The 15,455-nt window shown below is 69.9% G+C and carries 15 protein-coding genes and 1 pseudogene; 11 read left to right on the plus strand and 5 right to left on the minus strand.

Going from position 1 to position 15,455, the window contains the following annotated elements; translation table 11 throughout:
• Window positions 1-240 precede the first annotated feature (240 nt).
• Complete coding sequence (gene rfaE2 / locus JMF90_RS04515; RefSeq protein WP_006477674.1) at window positions 241-726, plus strand: D-glycero-beta-D-manno-heptose 1-phosphate adenylyltransferase; 486 nt, start codon at window positions 241-243, stop codon at window positions 724-726.
• A 16-nt stretch (window positions 727-742) separates the two neighbouring features.
• Here rfaE2 and JMF90_RS04520 read toward each other — a convergent pair whose 3' ends face one another.
• The 5 genes from JMF90_RS04520 to JMF90_RS04540 all read right to left on the minus strand — a co-directional run bounded on the left by JMF90_RS04520 (window position 743) and on the right by JMF90_RS04540 (window position 6,115).
• Window positions 743-985 carry a hypothetical protein gene (locus tag JMF90_RS04520; protein WP_054928085.1) on the minus strand — a complete coding sequence of 81 codons (243 nt, stop codon included), beginning with the start codon at window positions 983-985 and terminating at the stop codon, window positions 743-745.
• 205 nt (window positions 986-1,190) lie between these two features.
• Window positions 1,191-1,991: a type III pantothenate kinase gene (locus JMF90_RS04525; protein ID WP_054928084.1), complete on the minus strand. Its 801-nt coding sequence runs from the start codon at window positions 1,989-1,991 to the stop codon at window positions 1,191-1,193.
• Window positions 1,988-2,908 carry a biotin--[acetyl-CoA-carboxylase] ligase gene (locus tag JMF90_RS04530; protein WP_054928083.1) on the minus strand — a complete coding sequence of 307 codons (921 nt, stop codon included), beginning with the start codon at window positions 2,906-2,908 and terminating at the stop codon, window positions 1,988-1,990. The genes JMF90_RS04525 and JMF90_RS04530 overlap by 4 nt, the downstream gene beginning before the upstream one ends.
• Window positions 2,909-3,191: 283 nt before the next feature.
• The gene (locus JMF90_RS04535; protein WP_077180386.1) at window positions 3,192-4,037 is read right to left on the minus strand and encodes a tetratricopeptide repeat protein; all 846 of its coding nucleotides are present in this window, start codon (window positions 4,035-4,037) and stop codon (window positions 3,192-3,194) included.
• Between the two features lie 8 nt (window positions 4,038-4,045).
• Complete coding sequence (locus JMF90_RS04540; RefSeq protein ID WP_201317025.1) at window positions 4,046-6,115, minus strand: bifunctional 2',3'-cyclic-nucleotide 2'-phosphodiesterase/3'-nucleotidase; 2,070 nt, start codon at window positions 6,113-6,115, stop codon at window positions 4,046-4,048.
• 367 nt (window positions 6,116-6,482) lie between these two features.
• On the opposite strand from JMF90_RS04540, the gene JMF90_RS04545 reads away from it, so the two are divergent.
• The 10 genes and pseudogenes from JMF90_RS04545 to JMF90_RS04590 all read left to right on the plus strand — a co-directional run.
• The gene (locus JMF90_RS04545) at window positions 6,483-7,607 is read left to right on the plus strand and encodes an ABC transporter permease (RefSeq protein ID WP_012329299.1); all 1,125 of its coding nucleotides are present in this window, start codon (window positions 6,483-6,485) and stop codon (window positions 7,605-7,607) included.
• Complete coding sequence (locus tag JMF90_RS04550; RefSeq protein WP_201317024.1) at window positions 7,604-8,518, plus strand: ABC transporter ATP-binding protein; 915 nt, start codon at window positions 7,604-7,606, stop codon at window positions 8,516-8,518. The genes JMF90_RS04545 and JMF90_RS04550 overlap by 4 nt, the downstream gene beginning before the upstream one ends.
• A 17-nt stretch (window positions 8,519-8,535) precedes the next feature.
• On the plus strand, window positions 8,536-9,465 hold the full coding sequence (locus JMF90_RS04555; protein WP_012329298.1) for an MlaD family protein: 930 nt from the start codon (window positions 8,536-8,538) through the stop codon (window positions 9,463-9,465).
• Between the two features lie 129 nt (window positions 9,466-9,594).
• The gene (locus JMF90_RS04560) at window positions 9,595-10,218 is read left to right on the plus strand and encodes an ABC-type transport auxiliary lipoprotein family protein (RefSeq protein ID WP_201317023.1); all 624 of its coding nucleotides are present in this window, start codon (window positions 9,595-9,597) and stop codon (window positions 10,216-10,218) included.
• Window positions 10,219-10,261: 43 nt separating this feature from the next.
• Window positions 10,262-11,413: a VanZ family protein gene (locus JMF90_RS04565; protein WP_201317022.1), complete on the plus strand. Its 1,152-nt coding sequence runs from the start codon at window positions 10,262-10,264 to the stop codon at window positions 11,411-11,413.
• 154 nt (window positions 11,414-11,567) lie between these two features.
• Window positions 11,568-11,885: a ferredoxin gene (locus JMF90_RS04570; protein ID WP_077180384.1), complete on the plus strand. Its 318-nt coding sequence runs from the start codon at window positions 11,568-11,570 to the stop codon at window positions 11,883-11,885.
• A 13-nt stretch (window positions 11,886-11,898) separates the two neighbouring features.
• Entirely contained in the window at window positions 11,899-12,543 is a 645-nt protein-coding gene (locus JMF90_RS04575; protein ID WP_012329296.1) for an alpha/beta hydrolase, read from the plus strand.
• 548 nt (window positions 12,544-13,091) lie between these two features.
• Window positions 13,092-14,402: a D-alanyl-D-alanine carboxypeptidase family protein gene (locus tag JMF90_RS04580; RefSeq protein WP_011694421.1), complete on the plus strand. Its 1,311-nt coding sequence runs from the start codon at window positions 13,092-13,094 to the stop codon at window positions 14,400-14,402.
• A gap of 48 nt (window positions 14,403-14,450) precedes the next feature.
• The gene (locus JMF90_RS04585) at window positions 14,451-15,377 is read left to right on the plus strand and encodes a D-amino acid aminotransferase (RefSeq protein WP_012329295.1); all 927 of its coding nucleotides are present in this window, start codon (window positions 14,451-14,453) and stop codon (window positions 15,375-15,377) included.
• Window positions 15,377-15,455: pseudogene (locus JMF90_RS04590) on the plus strand (DUF493 domain-containing protein); the annotation flags it as partial. The gene JMF90_RS04585 and the pseudogene JMF90_RS04590, both read left to right, overlap by 1 nt.

A 15,455-nucleotide genomic window follows, 5' to 3' on the forward strand; every position in this document is an offset into this window, starting at 1 on the left:
ACTGAACCGCTACCGCAAGGAAGTCACTGGCCGCCTGCAGGCCGAAAGCGGCCCGTCGTCGGCCGCGCAGCCGGCCTGAAGCCGGCAGGTGCCATTGCCGGTGCGAGTCGTGTCCGGTTCGCGCCCGGCTCGCGGCACCGTGTCGCGCTCGTCGCATGAAGCCCGCCCGGCCGGTCCGGCGGGCTTTTTATCGGGTGCCGCCGTCGCGCGCGCCGTCGTTCATCCCGTCCGATCTCCATCATGTCCGCCACTTTCGAACGCAAGCTGATCACCCGTGATGCCCTCGTCGCGCTGCGCGCATCGCTGCCGTCGCCCGTCGTGTTCACCAACGGCGTGTTCGACATCCTGCATCGTGGTCACGTCACGTATCTCGCCGATGCGAAAGCGCTCGGCGCCTGCCTGATCGTCGGGGTGAACAGCGATGCGTCGGTGCGCATGCTCGGCAAGGGCGACGACCGGCCGATCAACCGCGAAGAAGATCGCGCAGCGCTGCTCGCGGCGCTGGAAAGCGTCGACTGGGTCGTGACGTTCGGGGAAAAGACGCCCGTGTCGCTGATCGAAGCCGTCCGTCCGGACATCCTCGTGAAGGGCGGCGATTACGACATGGACGCGCTGCCGGAATCGGCGCTCGTGCGCGGCTGGGGCGGCCGGGCGCTGGCGATTCCGTTCGAGCACGATCGCTCGACCACTGCACTGCTGAAGAAGGTGCGCGCGCAACAGCCGTGAGCGCGACGCAGCGCCGTCACGGGGCGGACGCCGCGAGCGGTGCGGCCGTGACGGCCGGCGCCGCGATCGGGCCGCCGACGACCGGCTGGTCGGTCGCCCGCACGAGCGGTGTCACGCGCAATGCGTCGGGCCGCACCTGCCGCGACAGCACGCCCGGTTCGCGCGGGCCGGCCGCGGGCAGCGGCCCGAACATGCCGCGCGCTACCACGAACGCGAGCATGTTGGCGAGAAAGAGAACAGCGATCAGCCAGCGCAGCATCGTCGAAACTCCTTGTCGTCATTGACGTGATTCACGTCGTTCAGTCGAGCCGGCCGCATGGCCGGCTTTTTTCATGGCTTTCGTTGACCGTTCGTGCGGGCCGCTGGCGCGGTACCGCGCGTATTGCCTCGCGGCGTGACGTGGGCCGGCCGGGCTCACTTTGGCCTGCGTCGCGACGCGCCGGCGCGATGCCGACGCTTTTGCGTCAATCCTGCGTCGTTGCCGGGGCGGCCGCGTCTGTTGCGATCAGCGCGAGCCCGGACAGGATCAGCGCGTCATGCCGCGTATGCGCGACCGTCAGCGCACGCGCGACGTCGTCCGCCGCACCGCCTGCCAACACGAGCCGCACGGGCGCCTGCCACGCCGCGACGAGATCGCGCCACGCGCGTTCGATCAGGCCGGCCTGCGCGTACAGGCAGCCGGCCGACAGCGAGCGTGGCGTATCGATCTGGAACGGTTCGGCCTGCGCGCCCGCGAGCAGGCCGCTGGCGATATCCGTGGTCAGCGTCGGTAACTGCGCGGTGTGCGTGCCGAGCGCGCGCATCATCAGCGCCCAGCCCGGCGCGATCAGCCCGCCCGTGAAGCGGCCGTCCGCGCGCAATGCCTCGAGCGTCGTCGCGGTGCCGAACGTCGCGATCAGCAGATGCTCGCCGGGAAACGCCGCGTGCGCACCGATCAGGCCGGCCCACCGGTCGCTGCCGAGCTGTTCGGGCGTCGTATAGCCGTTCGTCACGCCGCATTGCACGGGCCGCGAGCGGATCGTCGTGCGCGGCAGGCCCGGCCAGCGTGCGTCGAGCAGCGCGTCGAGCCGTGCGGCCACGTCGGCGCCCGCGACGTTCGAGATCCACGCGCCGCGCGGCCGCGGCAGGTGCGACCAGTCGGGATCGGCGCCGCCGTCGCGCGTATGGCCGAACGCGCCCGTGTCGACGAGCGAGCGCCGCGCGTCGGCGAGCGCCCACTTGATCCGGCTGTTGCCGGCGTCGATCAGCAGGTGCGGTTCGCTCATTGCGCTTCGCGCAGCGACACGTCGCCGGCCGCGATCGTTTGTATGCCGTTCGGCGTGTCGAGCAGCAACTGGCCGGCCGCATCGATGCCCGTCGCGATGCCGCGCGCGCGTTCGACGCCCTGTTCGAGCAGCACGACTTCACGGCCCGCGTACGCGTGCAGCGCGTGCCAGCGCGGCAGGAACGGCGCGAGGCCGTCGGTGCCGAACTGCGCGAGCGCGGGCGTGAGCGCGTTCAGCGACGCGGCGAGCGTATCGGTGAGGTTCGCCGACGCGCACGCGATCGACAGCGCGGCGGGCGGCAGGCCGCTCGCGAGCGTCGCTTCGCGCGCGCGCAGCGCGTCGACCTGCGCGGCCACGGCTTCCGCGCCGCGCACGTTGATGCCGAAGCCGATCACGACGGCGGTGGCGTCGGCGGTGGTCCAGACGGTTTCGATCAGGATCCCGGCGAGCTTGCCGACGATGCGCGGCGTGCCGTCGTCGTCGGCCGTCAGCAGCAGGTCGTTCGGCCATTTGAGCGCGACGCGCGTGCGGGCGTCGAGCGGCAGCGTGGCCAGCCCTTCGGCGAGCGCGACGCCGATCGCGATGCTGAGGCCGCCGAGCGCATCGACGGCGCGCGGCACGATGCAGCCGACCGAGCACAGCAGCGCATTGCCGGGCTGCGCGAACCACGGGCGGCCCTGCCGGCCGCGGCCGGCCGTCTGCTCGAACGCGACGCGCACGAGCGGCGCGGGCAACGCGTTCGCGCTGCGCGGCAGCGCCTTGAGCCGGGTCGCGACGTCGGCGTTGGTCGAGCCGGTGGCGGCGACGATGTCGAGCGGCCACGCGCGCGGCGCGGCGTCCAGGTGCGCCTCGAGCCGGTTGCGCGCGATGTGCGCGTCGCCGGATTCGGGCGTGTCGGAGGAGGTGGGGGCGTTCATGGCGCCTATTGTAGCGACAGGGGGCGTTGGCGCGCGCCGGAGGGCGCGCCCAACCTGCAGGACGACACGGCGTGGCTTAGCGCTGCATCTCTATCCGCGCTCCAGCGCCTTGATGTCCTCTTCCGACGTCATCTTGCACGCGAGCGGCGTCCTGCCCTTCAGCGCCGGGCCTTGGCGGGTCGAAACGAGGATTGGTGCGCCGCCGACGGCTCGCAGAAGACGCATACGACGCAACCACCGTTCGGCCAGGTCACGCTCGTGCGCTCCCCCAGCCGAACGGCCGTCACGGCGCGACGACCGGATGCTTCAGCGCATGCGCGGTCTCGATCCACTGCGCGTGGAACTCGTCTGCGTCGGGCCGAAGCCCGAGTTCGCCGTTGCGATAGGCCATCGCGAGCGTCTGCACGGCTTCCGGCAGCTCGTGCTCGGCGGCGCGGCGATACAGCGCGAGCGCACGCGCGTCGTCGCGCGACACGCCGCTGCCGTCGCGGTACGCGTTCGCGAGCATGAAGTCGGCGGCCGGGATGTCCGCGCGCGACGCGATGTCGAACCAGTGCGCGGCCTGCACCGGGTCGGCCGCGATGCCGTAGCCGCTGCGATAGATCAGCCCGAGGTAGTACGCGGCCGCCGGGTCGCCCTGTTCGGCCGCGGCGCCGAGCAGCGCACGGGCGCGCGCATAGTCTTTCGGCAGATCGCCGCTGCCGAGCAGCAACGCCTTGCCGAGCGCAAGCTGCGCGCGCCGCGCGGCCGGCGCGTCGGCCTTGCCCTCCGCCGCCGCGGCCGTTTCCAGCCAGCCGCGCCCCTCGTCGCGCAGCCCCGGCTCGTGCGCATCGACGAGCGCGATGCCGAGCGCCGCCTGCGCGGCGCCCGAGCCGCGGCGCGCGAGCGTGCGCAACTGGGCCAGCGCATGCGGCTCGGTCGCCTGCGTGACCATCGCCTGCCATTCGTCGAGCTGCGCGGCGCTCGGCGCGGGGCCGGCGCCGCGCAGGCCGGTCGCCGCGACGACGGCCGCGACGGTCACGGCCGCCGCCGCGAGCAGCGCGGCCGGCGGGAGTTTCGCGCGCAGCACGCGCCGCGCGGCGGCGGCGAAGCCGGTTTCGGCGGGCCGCATCGTCGGGATCGGTTGCATCGCGTGTCTCATTGCGTGAGGTCGATTTCGTAGGTCGAGAGGTTCTTGCCCGAGCCGTCGTCGGCCGCGACCTGCGTGATGCCGGTCAGGCCGGCCGCCGCCGCGTCGCCGAGGCGGTTCGGCGCGGACGCGAACTGCACGTGTGCGACCGAGCTCGCGAGCTTCGTGAAGCGCCAGCTGCGCTGCGCGCCGTCGGCCGCGCGCGTGATCGCGCCGCGCTTCTTGATGAACGCGATCAGCACGTCGCGGTTCGCATCGGGCGACGCGAAGATCGTCTTGCTGCCGTCGAGGCCCGGGAAGTTGCCGCCGCCGCTCGCACGGTAGTTGTTGGTCGCGACGATGAACTGCGCGTTCGGGTCGATCGCCACGCCCTTGTACGTCAGGTTCCTGATCCGGTTGCCGACCGGCTGCGTGACGTCGATTTCATACGCGAGATCGGCCGACGTGAACATGTCGAAGTTGTAGCCGGGGAAGGTGCTGACGAGCGGCTGCACGGTGGCCTTGGTCGGGTCGATCGTGTTGAAGCGCTTGGCGGCCGTCTCGAGCCAGTTCTTCACGTCGGCGCCGCTCACCTTCACCGCGTACACGGTGTTCGGATACAGGTACAGGTCGGCCGCGTTGTTGATCGCGAGCGCGCCCGGCGCGACGTCGGTGTAGTCGGTGCCGCCGCCGAAGCCGCTCTTGAACGGCGCGCTGACCGACAGCACCGGCAGCGACGCGTACTGCGGCAGGTTCGCCTGCACGTAGGTCTTCACGTAGTCGGCCTGCGCCTCGTTGACGATCTGGATCGCGCCCGGATCGCCGACGTCCGCGAAGTACGAGTTCATCCGGTAGTCGGTGGAGCCGATCGGCGTCTTCACGTAGTCGATCGTCGCTTGGTGCTCGGCCGCGATCGCGGCGGAAACCGACGGGTCGGCCGCGACGTAGCTCTTGTCGGCATTCTGGATCGGCCGCGCCTCGACGGTCGTCTGCGACTTGTCGACGGCCCAGGTCTTGCCGTCGAACTTCAGGCCGAGCTTGATCACGCCGAGATGCTTGCCCCAGTAGTTGGCCATCACGGTCGGCACGCCGTTGACGGTGCCCTTGACCTTGTCGACGCCCGGCAGGTTGAACTGCGCCACGGTGCTGTTCGCGTCCGGGAACACCTGGTGCGAGTGGCCGATCAGCATCGCGTCGATGCCGGACACCTTCGACAGCCACCAGCTGCCGTTTTCCATCGTCGGCGAATACGCGGAATTGTCGAGGCCGCCGTGCGAGATCGCGACGACGAGATCGGCGCCCTTCGCGCGCATCTCCGGAATGTACTTCTCGGCCGCTTCCTTCAGCCCGGTCGTGTAGACCTTGCCGTCGAGCCAGCGCTTGTCCCAGTTCATGATCGCGGGCGGCGTGAAGCCGATGATGCCGATCTTCACGGGCGCGCTGACCGTCTTGCCGTCCGGCGTCGTGGCCGTCACCGTGCGCGTCAGGATCGTGTACGGCGTGAACAGCGGCGCGTTGGTCTTCGCGCTGATCACGTTCGCGAGCACCTGCGGGAAGTTCGGGCCCGCGCACTTCTTCTGCTGGGCCGGCGCCGGCAGGCCGTCGACCTCGAACGTGTTGCCGGTCACCTGCGACAGGTACGGCAGCCCGTAGTTGAATTCATGGTTGCCGATCCCGCCGCCGTCGAACTTCGCGGCGTTCATCACCTTGTAGATCGCGAGCGTCTGGTCGCAGCCGACCGGTTTCACGAGCGCCTGGTAGTCCGACAGCGCGGTGCCCTGGATCGTGTCGCCGTTGTCGAGCAGCAGCGTGTTCGGGTACTGCTTGCGCGCCTGCGCGATCAGCGTCGACACGCGCTCGAAGCCGAGCGAATTGTCGGCGGCGAGCTTGAAATAGTCGTACGACAGCACGTTGGTGTGCAGGTCGGTCGTCTCGAGCAGCGCGAGCGTCGCCGTCGTGCCGACGGGCGCCGGGGCCTCCGGCTGAGCCGGCGGCGTGGCGGTGACGTCGTCGCCGCCGCAGCCGGCGAGGACGAAGGCGAGGCTGGCGAGCGCGGCGGCGGCCGGCACGTGACGGCGGGAAAGCGGGGGGAGACGCATCGGTTGTCCTGTTCGGTGTTCTGTTTTATGAAACGCGAGGTACGCACGAATGGCGGCGCGGCGCGCCGTCGGCCTGAGGTGCGGCGCGTGAGAGTATCGAAAGGAAACGTGACGGAACAATGAAAGGTCGCGACGCGGGCAGCGGGCCGTGGCCCGTCTCGGTTTCGGGCCGGTCGCGGCCGGCACCAGCCCGGCGCCCCGGCTGCGCGCCCGAGCCCGGCGCCTCGATCGGCGCCCCCGGCCCCGCGCCATGGCGGCGCCTCCCGAGTTCGCGCCGCCGGCTGCGCAACCCGCCGAAATCCTCACGTCGCGGCATCGGGCGGTTCGCTACAATGGCCGCTGTCATCCTTTTGCAAACAACCTGCCCTTGGACTTCGAGACTCCTCCCGGCCTGTCGGTCGACGCCGGCGGCCAGGGCCAGACGGTGCGCCTGACCGGCCAGTGGACCGCGCTCTCGCTCGCGCGCAACCGCGGCGCCGTGGCGCGCCGCATCGCGAGCATCGCCGCCGGGCGCGTGAGCGAATGGGATCTGTCCGGCATCGAGCGGCTCGACCACGTCGGCGGCCAGGCGCTGTGGCGCGTATGGGGCCGCAAGCTGCCGGCCGGCGTCGCGCTGAGCGCCACGCAGCGCACGATCTTCGAGCGCATCGAGCGGCTCGACAGCGAACGTGAGGCGCCGGAGCGCATCGTGCGCTTCGATCCCGTCACGCGGCTCGGCCTGGCGATCTTCGCGTTCGGCGAACACCTGCAGGGCGGCATCGCGATGTTCGGCCGCGTGATCCTCGATGCGCTGTCGGTGCTGCGCCGCCCGAAGACGATGCCGTGGAAGGAAACCTCGGCGAACATCTACAGCGCCGGCGCGCAGGCGCTGCCGATCACCGCGCTCGTCGCGTTCCTGATCGGCATCGTGCTCAGCTACCTGTCCGCGCAGCAGCTGCAGATGTTCGGCGCGAACCGCTACATCGTGAACATCCTCGGGCTGTCGGTGATCCGCGAGCTCGGCCCCGTGCTGTCGGCGATCCTCGTCGCGGGCCGCTCCGGCTCGGCGATCACCGCGCAGATCGGCGTGATGCGGGTGACCGAGGAGCTCGACGCGATGCGCGTGATGGGCATTCCGCACGGGCTGCGGCTGATCCTGCCGCGCGTGCTCGCGCTCGGCGTCGCGATGCCGCTGCTCGTGATGTGGACCAACATCATCGCGCTCACGGGGGGCGCGCTCGCCGCGAAGCTGGTGCTCGGCATCGACATCAACTATTTCGTGCGCTCGCTGCCGGGCGTCGTGCCGATCGCGAACCTGTACATCGGCGTCGGCAAGGGCGTCGTGTTCGGCATGCTGATCGCGCTGGTCGCGTGCCATTTCGGCTTCCGGATCAAGGCGAACTCGCAGAGCCTCGGCGAAGGCACGACCACGTCGGTGGTGTCGTCGATCACGGTCGTGATCCTCGCCGATGCGGTGTTCGCGATCCTGTTCCAGAACGTGGGGCTCGGATGAACGCATCGAACGAAACGACCGCGCATGCCGCGGCCATCGGCGCCGGGGCGGTCGGCGCCCGGCCGGACGCGGCCGCCGACGCTGGCGATCTCGTGATCGAGGTGCGCAACCTGACCAAGCGCTACGGGCGCAACATCGTTCACCAGAAGCTCGACTTCGATGTGCGGCGCGGCGAGATCGTGTCGATCGTCGGCGGGTCGGGCTCCGGCAAGACCACGCTCGTGCGGCAGATCCTGGGCCTCGAACGGCCGACGTCGGGCACGATCAAGGTGTTCGGCGAGGATACGTCGACGATCGACGATGCAAGCGCGCGGATGATGCGCACGCGCTCAGGAATGTTGTTCCAGCAGGGTGCGCTGTTCTCGTCGATGACGGTGTTCGACAACGTCGCGCAGCCGCTGCGCGAGCTCGGCCGCGTGCCGCCGGACCTGCTGCACGACATCGTGATGCTGAAGCTCGAGATGGTCGGGCTGCCGTGCAAGCACGCGTCGAAGATGCCGGCCGCGCTGTCGGGCGGGATGGTGAAACGGGTGGGCATCGCGCGCGCGATCGCGCTGGAGCCCGAACTGCTGTTCCTCGACGAGCCGACGGCCGGCCTCGATCCGCAGGCGTCCGACGAATTCGTCGAGCTGATCGCGACGCTGCATCGCACGCTCGGGCTGACCGTCGTGATGGTGACGCACGACCTCGACACGATGGTCGCGCTGTCGACGCGCGTCGCGGTGCTGGCCGACCGCAAGGTGCTGGTCGCCGCGCCCGTCGAGGAGGCCGCGAACGTCGACCATCCGTTCATCCACGAATATTTCCTGGGGCTGCGCGGGCGCCGCGCATTGCAGGCGCTGCCGCCCGAGCGGCGCGCGAAGCTGCCGAAGGCGGCCCTCGAACCGGCGCTCTCGAGCGTCGAGCTGTAGAAGCAAGGAACCCGCGAATGGAAAACAAATCACATGCGTTCTGGGCCGGCCTGTTCACGATCGCGCTGACGCTCGCGATCGCGGGCACCGTGTTCTGGTTCAACGTCGACCGTACCGTGCGCGTGCCGTACGACCTGCTCGCGCGCACCAACGTGACCGGGCTGTTCCCGGACGCGGCGGTGCGCTTTCGCGGCCTCGACGTCGGCAAGGTGCAGTCGATCGGCTTCGATCGCACGCATCCGGGCCAGATCCGCATCCGTATCCTCGTCGATCACGATGCGCCGATCACGCAGTCGACCTACGGCAGCCTCGGCTTCCAGGGCGTGACGGGCATCGCGTTCGTGCAACTGGAGGATACGGGGCGCGATCTGGCGCCGCTGCCGTCGTCGCCGAAGGCGATCGCGCAGATCCCGATGCGGCCGAGCCTGTTCGACCAGATCCAGGAGCGCGGCGACGTGCTGCTGCGGCAGCTCGAGCTCGCTGCGAAGAGCGCGAACGCGCTGATGTCGCCCGAGATGCGCGAGCAGTTGCGCGCGACCGCCGAAAGCCTGCAGCACGCGGCCGACGGCGCCGCGACGCTGACGAAGCAGCTCGGCCCGGCAGTCACCGCGCTGCCGGAAACGATGCACGAGGTGAACCGCGCGATGGCGTCGGCGAACACGCTGCTGCAGCCGAATGGGCCGCTCGTGTCGAACCTGAACAAGGCCGGCACGGCCGCCGAGCAGGTCGGCGTCGCGCTGAACGGCCTCAACGCGCGCGTGCAGTACGACACGCTGCCGCGCTTCAATGCGCTGGCCGACAGCGTCGGCGACGCGTCGCGGCAATTGAAGGACGTCGCCGGTGAACTCGGCCGCAACCCGCGCAGTCTGTTGTTCGGTTCGCCCGGCGCGGCGCCGGGGCCCGGCGAGGCGGGCTTCGTCTGGCCGGGTGCGACGGCCGGGAAGTGACAGACGGGACGTACGGAACATACGGGACACACCGATACGGGACACCCCGCAGCAGTTGATCGATCGTCCGGCCGGGAGCGGCCGGACAGGACGCCCATCGAAACCGGACACATCATGCAGGAATACGCCATGCCACGAATCCTTGACCGCGCGCTGCGCCCGGCCGCGGCCACGCTTGCCGTGCTGACGCTCGCGCTGGCGGCCGGTTGCGCCGGCAACGACGCGGTACTGTCGAACATCCGCTACGACCTCGGGCCTGCCTCGTCGGTGACGACCACCGGTTCGGGCCCCGCGCTGAAGGTGCTCGACGTCGCCGCGCCCGACGCGCTCGATTCGGACAAGTTCGCGTACCGCCTCGCGTACGCGGATGCGCAGCACGTGGCCGTTTATCGCGACAGCCGCTGGACCGCGCCGCCCGCGCAACTGCTCACGCAGCGGCTGCGCGGCGCGCTGTCGTCGCGCGGCACGGTGCTCGAAGGCGCCGACGGCGTGCGTGCGCCGACCCTCAAGGTCGACCTCAGCGAATTCGAACAGGTCTTCGACGGGCAGTCGCAAAGCCACGGCGCGGTCACCGCGCGCGCGACGCTGATGCTCGACGGCAAGGTGCTCGGCCAGCGCACGTTCGTCGCGCGTGCGCCGTCGAGCACGCCCGACGCCGCCGGCGGCGCGCGTGCGCTCGCGGCGGCCAGCGACGAACTCGTGTCGCAGATCGCCGCGTGGGTCGGCGTGCAGGCGTACGCGGGCACGCCGTGACGCCCGACGTGCCGCCGCGATTGCATCCGCGATTGCATCCGCGATGAACGTGCCCGGCACGCATCGCGCGTCGCCGCTCGCACGGCAGGCGTTTGCCGCCTATGCGGCGCTGATCGTCTATGCGTCGCTGTATCCGTTCGAAGGCTGGGTGTCGCTCGGCATCGGCCCGTTCGATTACCTGTTCGCGCCGATGCAGCGCTACGTGACCGCATTCGACGTGGTCACGAACGTGCTCGGCTATCTGCCGTTCGGCGCGCTCGGCGTGCTCGCGCTGCATCCGCGCTGGCGCGGCGTGGCCGCGACGCTGATCGCGGGTGCGCTCGGCGTGCTGCTGTCGGGGACGATGGAAGCGCTGCAGACCTACCTGCCGACGCGCGTCGCGTCGAATCTCGATCTCGGCGCCAACGCGCTCGGCGCGCTGCTGGGCGCGGCGCTCGCGGCGCCGGCCACCGGCGCGCTGCTCGACCGCGGCGCGCTGCGCCGGCTGCGCTTCGCGTGGCTGGAGCCCGACGGCGCGACGCCGCTGCTGCTCGCTGCACTGTGGCCGTTTGCGATCGTGTTTCCGTCGCCGTTCCTGTTCGGCATCGGCGACTGGCCGGCCGCGCTGTGGGAGCGCGCCGACGCGTCGATGCAGGACGCGCTGCTCGCGTGGCTGCCGGCCGCATGGCGCGTCAGCGAATGGCCCGAGCGGGTCGACGGCTGGCTGTCCGATTCCGCGTGGGAAGCCGTGCTCGGCGGGCTGATGCTGTTCGCCGCGCTGGCGATCGCGTCGCTCGCGATGCGCGCGCGCGCGCCGCGCATCCGGCTGCTGATCGCGCTGGTGGTTGCCACGCTCGTGCTGAAGGCGGCCGCGACGTTCATGCAGTCGGCCACCGGCCTCGTCGTCGTGTGGGCGACGCCCGGCGCGCGGCTCGGCATCGAGCTTGGTTTCGCGGCGGCGCTCGTCGCGTTGCGCGTGCCGGCGACGTGGCGCGCGCTGCTCGCGGCGCTCGCGCTGCTGGCCGGCGTTGCGCTCGTGAACCTGCTGCCGGTCAACCCGTTCTTCGACTTCACACTGTCGGGGTGGCGACAGGGCCGCTACGTGCACTTCAACAGCATCGCGCGCTGGCTCGCATGGATCTGGCCCTACGCGGCGCTGATCTGGCTCGGCCAGCGCGTCGAACACGCGTGGCTGCCGGCCGCGCTGCGCCGCTGACGCGACGGCCGGGGCCGTGCGGCGGCGGCCGTGCCGCGGGCAGCCGCGTGCGCCGGTCGCTATAATCGTCCGCATCCTCCGTTGCCGCCTCGCGCAACGGCAATCCATCGCCCCTCTTTCCGCACGGCTTCGTGCCGGGCCGCTCGTCACCATCATGGATTCCTACTACCAGCACCACGTCTTCTTCTGCCTGAATCAACGCGAACCGGGCGCCGAACGCCCGAGCTGCGCGCAATGCGATGCACAGACCATGCAGGAATACGCGAAAAAGCGTGTGAAGGAACTCGGTCTCGCGGGGCCCGGCAAGGTCCGCATCAACAAGGCCGGCTGCCTCGACCGCTGCGAGGAAGGGCCGGTGATGGTCGTGTATCCGGAAGGCACGTGGTACACGTACGTCGATCAAGCCGACATCGACGAGATCGTCGAGTCGCACCTGCGCGACGGCAACGTCGTCGAGCGCCTGAAGATCTGAGCGGGCCGGCCGAATGAACGTTCATACGCAGAAATCGCTGATCGCGGGCCCGGTCGGCCAGATCGAAATCGCGGTCGACCTGCCCGACGCCGTGCGCGAAGGCGGCGCCGCGCCGCGCGGCATCGCACTCGTCGCGCATCCGCATCCGCTGTTCGGTGGCACGATGGACAACAAGGTCGCGCAGACGCTCGCGCGCACGCTCGTGCAGTTGAACTACGTCGTCTACCGGTCGAATTTCCGTGGCGTCGGCGCGACCGAAGGCGTGCACGACAACGGCACGGGCGAGGCCGACGACCTGCTCGCGGTGCTCGCGCACATGCGCGCGCAGCCCGCGTATGCGGACCTGCCGCTCGTGCTCGCGGGCTTCTCGTTCGGCACCTTCGTGCTGTCGCACGTCGCGAAGCGGCTGCGCGACGCGGGCGAGACGATCGAGCGGATGGTGTTCGTCGGCACGGCCGCGAGCCGCTGGCAAGTGGCCGACGTGCCCGAGAACACGCTCGTGATCCACGGCGAAACCGACGACACGGTGCCGATCGCGTCGGTGTACGACTGGGCGCGGCCGCAGGAGCTGCCGGTCGTCGTGATCCCCGGCGCCGAGCATTTTCTCCATCGCAAGCTGCACGTGCTGAAGCGCATCATCGTCGACGCGTGGCGCTAGGGCTGGCGCAAGCCCGTCACCAGTGTGAACAGGCCCCTGGCCCGCATGCGATGGCCGGCGTGAGCGCCGGCGACCGCGCCGCGCACCGGCGCCCGGGCGGCTGAGGCGCGCCCCTTCCCGAAACTTCATGCGACATCGCGCCGCCCCGCACGGCGCGCCGCGTGCCGCATGGCGGCGCAACCCGACTTGCACGCCGCCTGCGCACGCCTTTCGCGCGGCTTCGAGTGCCCGTGCCCGCTGCATGCCCGTGCGATGCTCTCGCAACCGGTATGCGGGTGTCCGCTGCCAGGTTCGCGAAAACGCCGTTCGCGGCCACGTATAATGGCCGCATTTCGCGTTGCCCGCGGCCCGGCTGGGCCCATGCGGCGCTCGTTTTGCCGCCTGTCCGCCCGCTCGCGACGGCCGCGAACCGAACGCGCCCGCACGAGTCCAACCGGCGCGTTTCGCGTCGCCCGACGGTGTCGGGCGAGTGCCCGAGACGCCCGCCGCCTTGCCGTTCAACCCTGCGCGTCTCGCACCGCACTTTCTGCCATCAGCCTGAATCGATCATGCGTCTGTCTTCCCAAGGCCTCAAGTCCCTCGCTTCCTCCATCGCCTTCGGCACCGCCGCGCGCAACGTCGCGCTCGGCGTGATGCTGCCCGTCGCGCTCGCCTCGACGATCGTCGTCGCCGAGGCGAAGCCGGCCGCCAAGGCCAAGGCCGCGCATGCGGCGCCGGCCGCCGAGCAGTTCACCGGCGCGCCCGCGACCTACATGCCGGGCGCGGTGCCGCCGCCGGGCGTGAACGCGCGCTCGTGGGTGCTCGTCGACGCGACGAGCAACACGGTGCTCGCATCGGGCAATGCGGACGAGCGCGTCGAGCCGGCGTCGCTGACGAAGCTGATGACGGCCTACCTCGTGTTCGAGGCGCTCGACAAGAAGAAGATCTCGATGGAGCAGATCGTCACGCCGAGCGACGCGGTGCGCCGCGTCGGCCGCGACGAGTCGCGCATGTTCATCGAGGCGAACAAGCCGGTGTCCGTGCACGACCTCGTGTACGGGATGATCATCCAGTCGGGCAACGATGCCGCGATCGCGCTGGCCGAGCTCGTCGGCGGCAGCGAAGGGCAGTTCGTCACGATGATGAACGACGAGGCAGGGCGCCTCGGCATGAAGGGCACGCACTTCGCCGACGTGAACGGCATGCCCGACCCGAACCACTACACGACGGCCGGCGACCTCGCGAAGCTGTCGGCCCACCTGATCCGCGATTTTCCGCAGTACTACAGCATCTTCTCGGAGAAGGAATTCAAGTACAACAACATCCGCCAGGGCAACCGTAACCGGCTGCTGTGGCTCGACCCGACTGTCGACGGCCTGAAGACCGGCCATACGCAGGCGGCCGGTTACTGCCTGATCGCGTCGGCCAAGCGCGCGATCCCGGGCGTCGACGGCCAGCGCCGCCTGGTGTCGGTGATGATGGGCGAGCAGAAGGAAAGCGAGCGTACGCAGGACAGCATGAAAATGCTGAACTACGGCTACAGCGCGTTCGATTCGGTGCGCCTGTTCAAGGGCGGCCAGGCGATCTCGACGCCGCGCATCTACAAGGGCAAGGACAACACCGTGCAGGTCGGCGTGAAGGGCGACCAGTGGGCGACCGTGCCGCGCGGCCTCGGCGACAAGGTCAAGACCGAAGTCGACGTCAACGCGCCGCTGATCGCGCCGCTCGCCGAAGGCCAGCAGGTCGGCACCGTGAAGATCGTCGCCGACGGCAAGACGCTGTCCGAATTCCCGGTCGTCGCGCTGCAAGCCGTGCCGGAAGCGGGTATCTTCGGACGTATCTGGGACTCGATCCTGCTGATGTTCAGCAAGAAGAAGTAAGCACGACGGGCCTTTGTTTTCACGACTTCATCCCCATCTGTCATAGCTATGAGCCAAGCCGAATTCGAACCGATCGTCTACCTCAGCGTCTCGGCGCAGGAGGAACTGGTGCCGCTGTCCGAAGCCCGTGTCCCGGTGCTCGACCGCGGGTTCATCTTCGGCGACGGCGTGTATGAAGTCGTGCCCGTCTATGCGCACGACGGCGCGCACGTGCCGTTCCGGATCGAACAGCATCTGGACCGGCTCGCGCGCAGCCTGAAGAAGATCGGCATCGACGACCCGCACGATGCGGCGGGCTGGCGCGCGCTGATCGAGCGGGTGGTCGCGGCGAATGCCGAAGGCCTCGGCGACGGCAATGCGCTCGTCTACCTGCAGGTGACGCGCGGCGTCGCGAAGCGCGGCCACGCGTTCCCGGCGAACGCGGTGCCGACCGTGTTCGCGATGACGAGCCCGCTGCGCCTGCCGTCGGAAGCGGAGCGCGCGAAGGGCGTGCGCTGCGTGACGGCCGAGGATCGCCGCTGGCTGCATTGCGACATCAAGTCGATCTCGCTGCTCGGCAACGTGTTGATGGCGCAGCATGCGGCCGAACGCGACGCGTTCGAGACGATCCAGCTGCGCGATGACAACGTGACCGAAGGCTCGTCGTCGAACGTGTGGATCGTGAAGAACGGCGAACTGTTCGCGCCGCCGCGCAGCAACAAGATCCTCGAAGGGATCCGCTACGCGTTGGTCGAGCAGTTGGCCGAAGAGTGCGGGATCCGGTTCGTCGCGCGCGAGATCAGCGAGGTCGAGCTGCGCTCGGCCGACGAGATCATGCTGACGTCGGCCACCAAGGAAATCCTGCCTGTGACGTCGCTCGACGATCTGCCCGTGCAGGGCGGCAAGCCGGGCCCCGTGTTCGCGGCGCTGTATGACGCGTACCAGCGTGCGAAGGCACGCGAATTTGAACAGTTTGACCTGACCCGGAGAAAATGATGAGCGAACCGACCAAAACCGTCGAGGTGACCGGCGCGATCGAGACCCGGAAGGAGTCGCTGCTGGAGTTTCCGTGCG

The organism is Burkholderia sp. E168m23 (genome assembly GCF_016586125.1).
GTDB classification, from domain to species: Bacteria; Pseudomonadota; Gammaproteobacteria; order Burkholderiales; family Burkholderiaceae; genus Burkholderia; species Burkholderia orbicola.

What these genes read in the sequence shown, in the direction of transcription:
- rfaE2 (WP_006477674.1), top strand. Translation starts at nt 241, where the DNA reads ATGTCCGCCACTTTCGAACGCAAGCTGATCACCCGTGATGCCCTCGTC.
- JMF90_RS04520 (WP_054928085.1), bottom strand. Translation starts at nt 985, where the DNA reads ATGCTGCGCTGGCTGATCGCTGTTCTCTTTCTCGCCAACATGCTCGCG.
- JMF90_RS04525 (WP_054928084.1), bottom strand. Translation starts at nt 1,991, where the DNA reads ATGAGCGAACCGCACCTGCTGATCGACGCCGGCAACAGCCGGATCAAG.
- JMF90_RS04530 (WP_054928083.1), bottom strand. Translation starts at nt 2,908, where the DNA reads ATGAACGCCCCCACCTCCTCCGACACGCCCGAATCCGGCGACGCGCAC.
- JMF90_RS04535 (WP_077180386.1), bottom strand. Translation starts at nt 4,037, where the DNA reads ATGCAACCGATCCCGACGATGCGGCCCGCCGAAACCGGCTTCGCCGCC.
- JMF90_RS04540 (WP_201317025.1), bottom strand. Translation starts at nt 6,115, where the DNA reads ATGCGTCTCCCCCCGCTTTCCCGCCGTCACGTGCCGGCCGCCGCCGCG.
- JMF90_RS04550 (WP_201317024.1), top strand. Translation starts at nt 7,604, where the DNA reads ATGAACGCATCGAACGAAACGACCGCGCATGCCGCGGCCATCGGCGCC.
- JMF90_RS04555 (WP_012329298.1), top strand. Translation starts at nt 8,536, where the DNA reads ATGGAAAACAAATCACATGCGTTCTGGGCCGGCCTGTTCACGATCGCG.
- JMF90_RS04560 (WP_201317023.1), top strand. Translation starts at nt 9,595, where the DNA reads ATGCCACGAATCCTTGACCGCGCGCTGCGCCCGGCCGCGGCCACGCTT.
- JMF90_RS04565 (WP_201317022.1), top strand. Translation starts at nt 10,262, where the DNA reads ATGAACGTGCCCGGCACGCATCGCGCGTCGCCGCTCGCACGGCAGGCG.
- JMF90_RS04570 (WP_077180384.1), top strand. Translation starts at nt 11,568, where the DNA reads ATGGATTCCTACTACCAGCACCACGTCTTCTTCTGCCTGAATCAACGC.
- JMF90_RS04575 (WP_012329296.1), top strand. Translation starts at nt 11,899, where the DNA reads ATGAACGTTCATACGCAGAAATCGCTGATCGCGGGCCCGGTCGGCCAG.
- JMF90_RS04580 (WP_011694421.1), top strand. Translation starts at nt 13,092, where the DNA reads ATGCGTCTGTCTTCCCAAGGCCTCAAGTCCCTCGCTTCCTCCATCGCC.
- JMF90_RS04585 (WP_012329295.1), top strand. Translation starts at nt 14,451, where the DNA reads ATGAGCCAAGCCGAATTCGAACCGATCGTCTACCTCAGCGTCTCGGCG.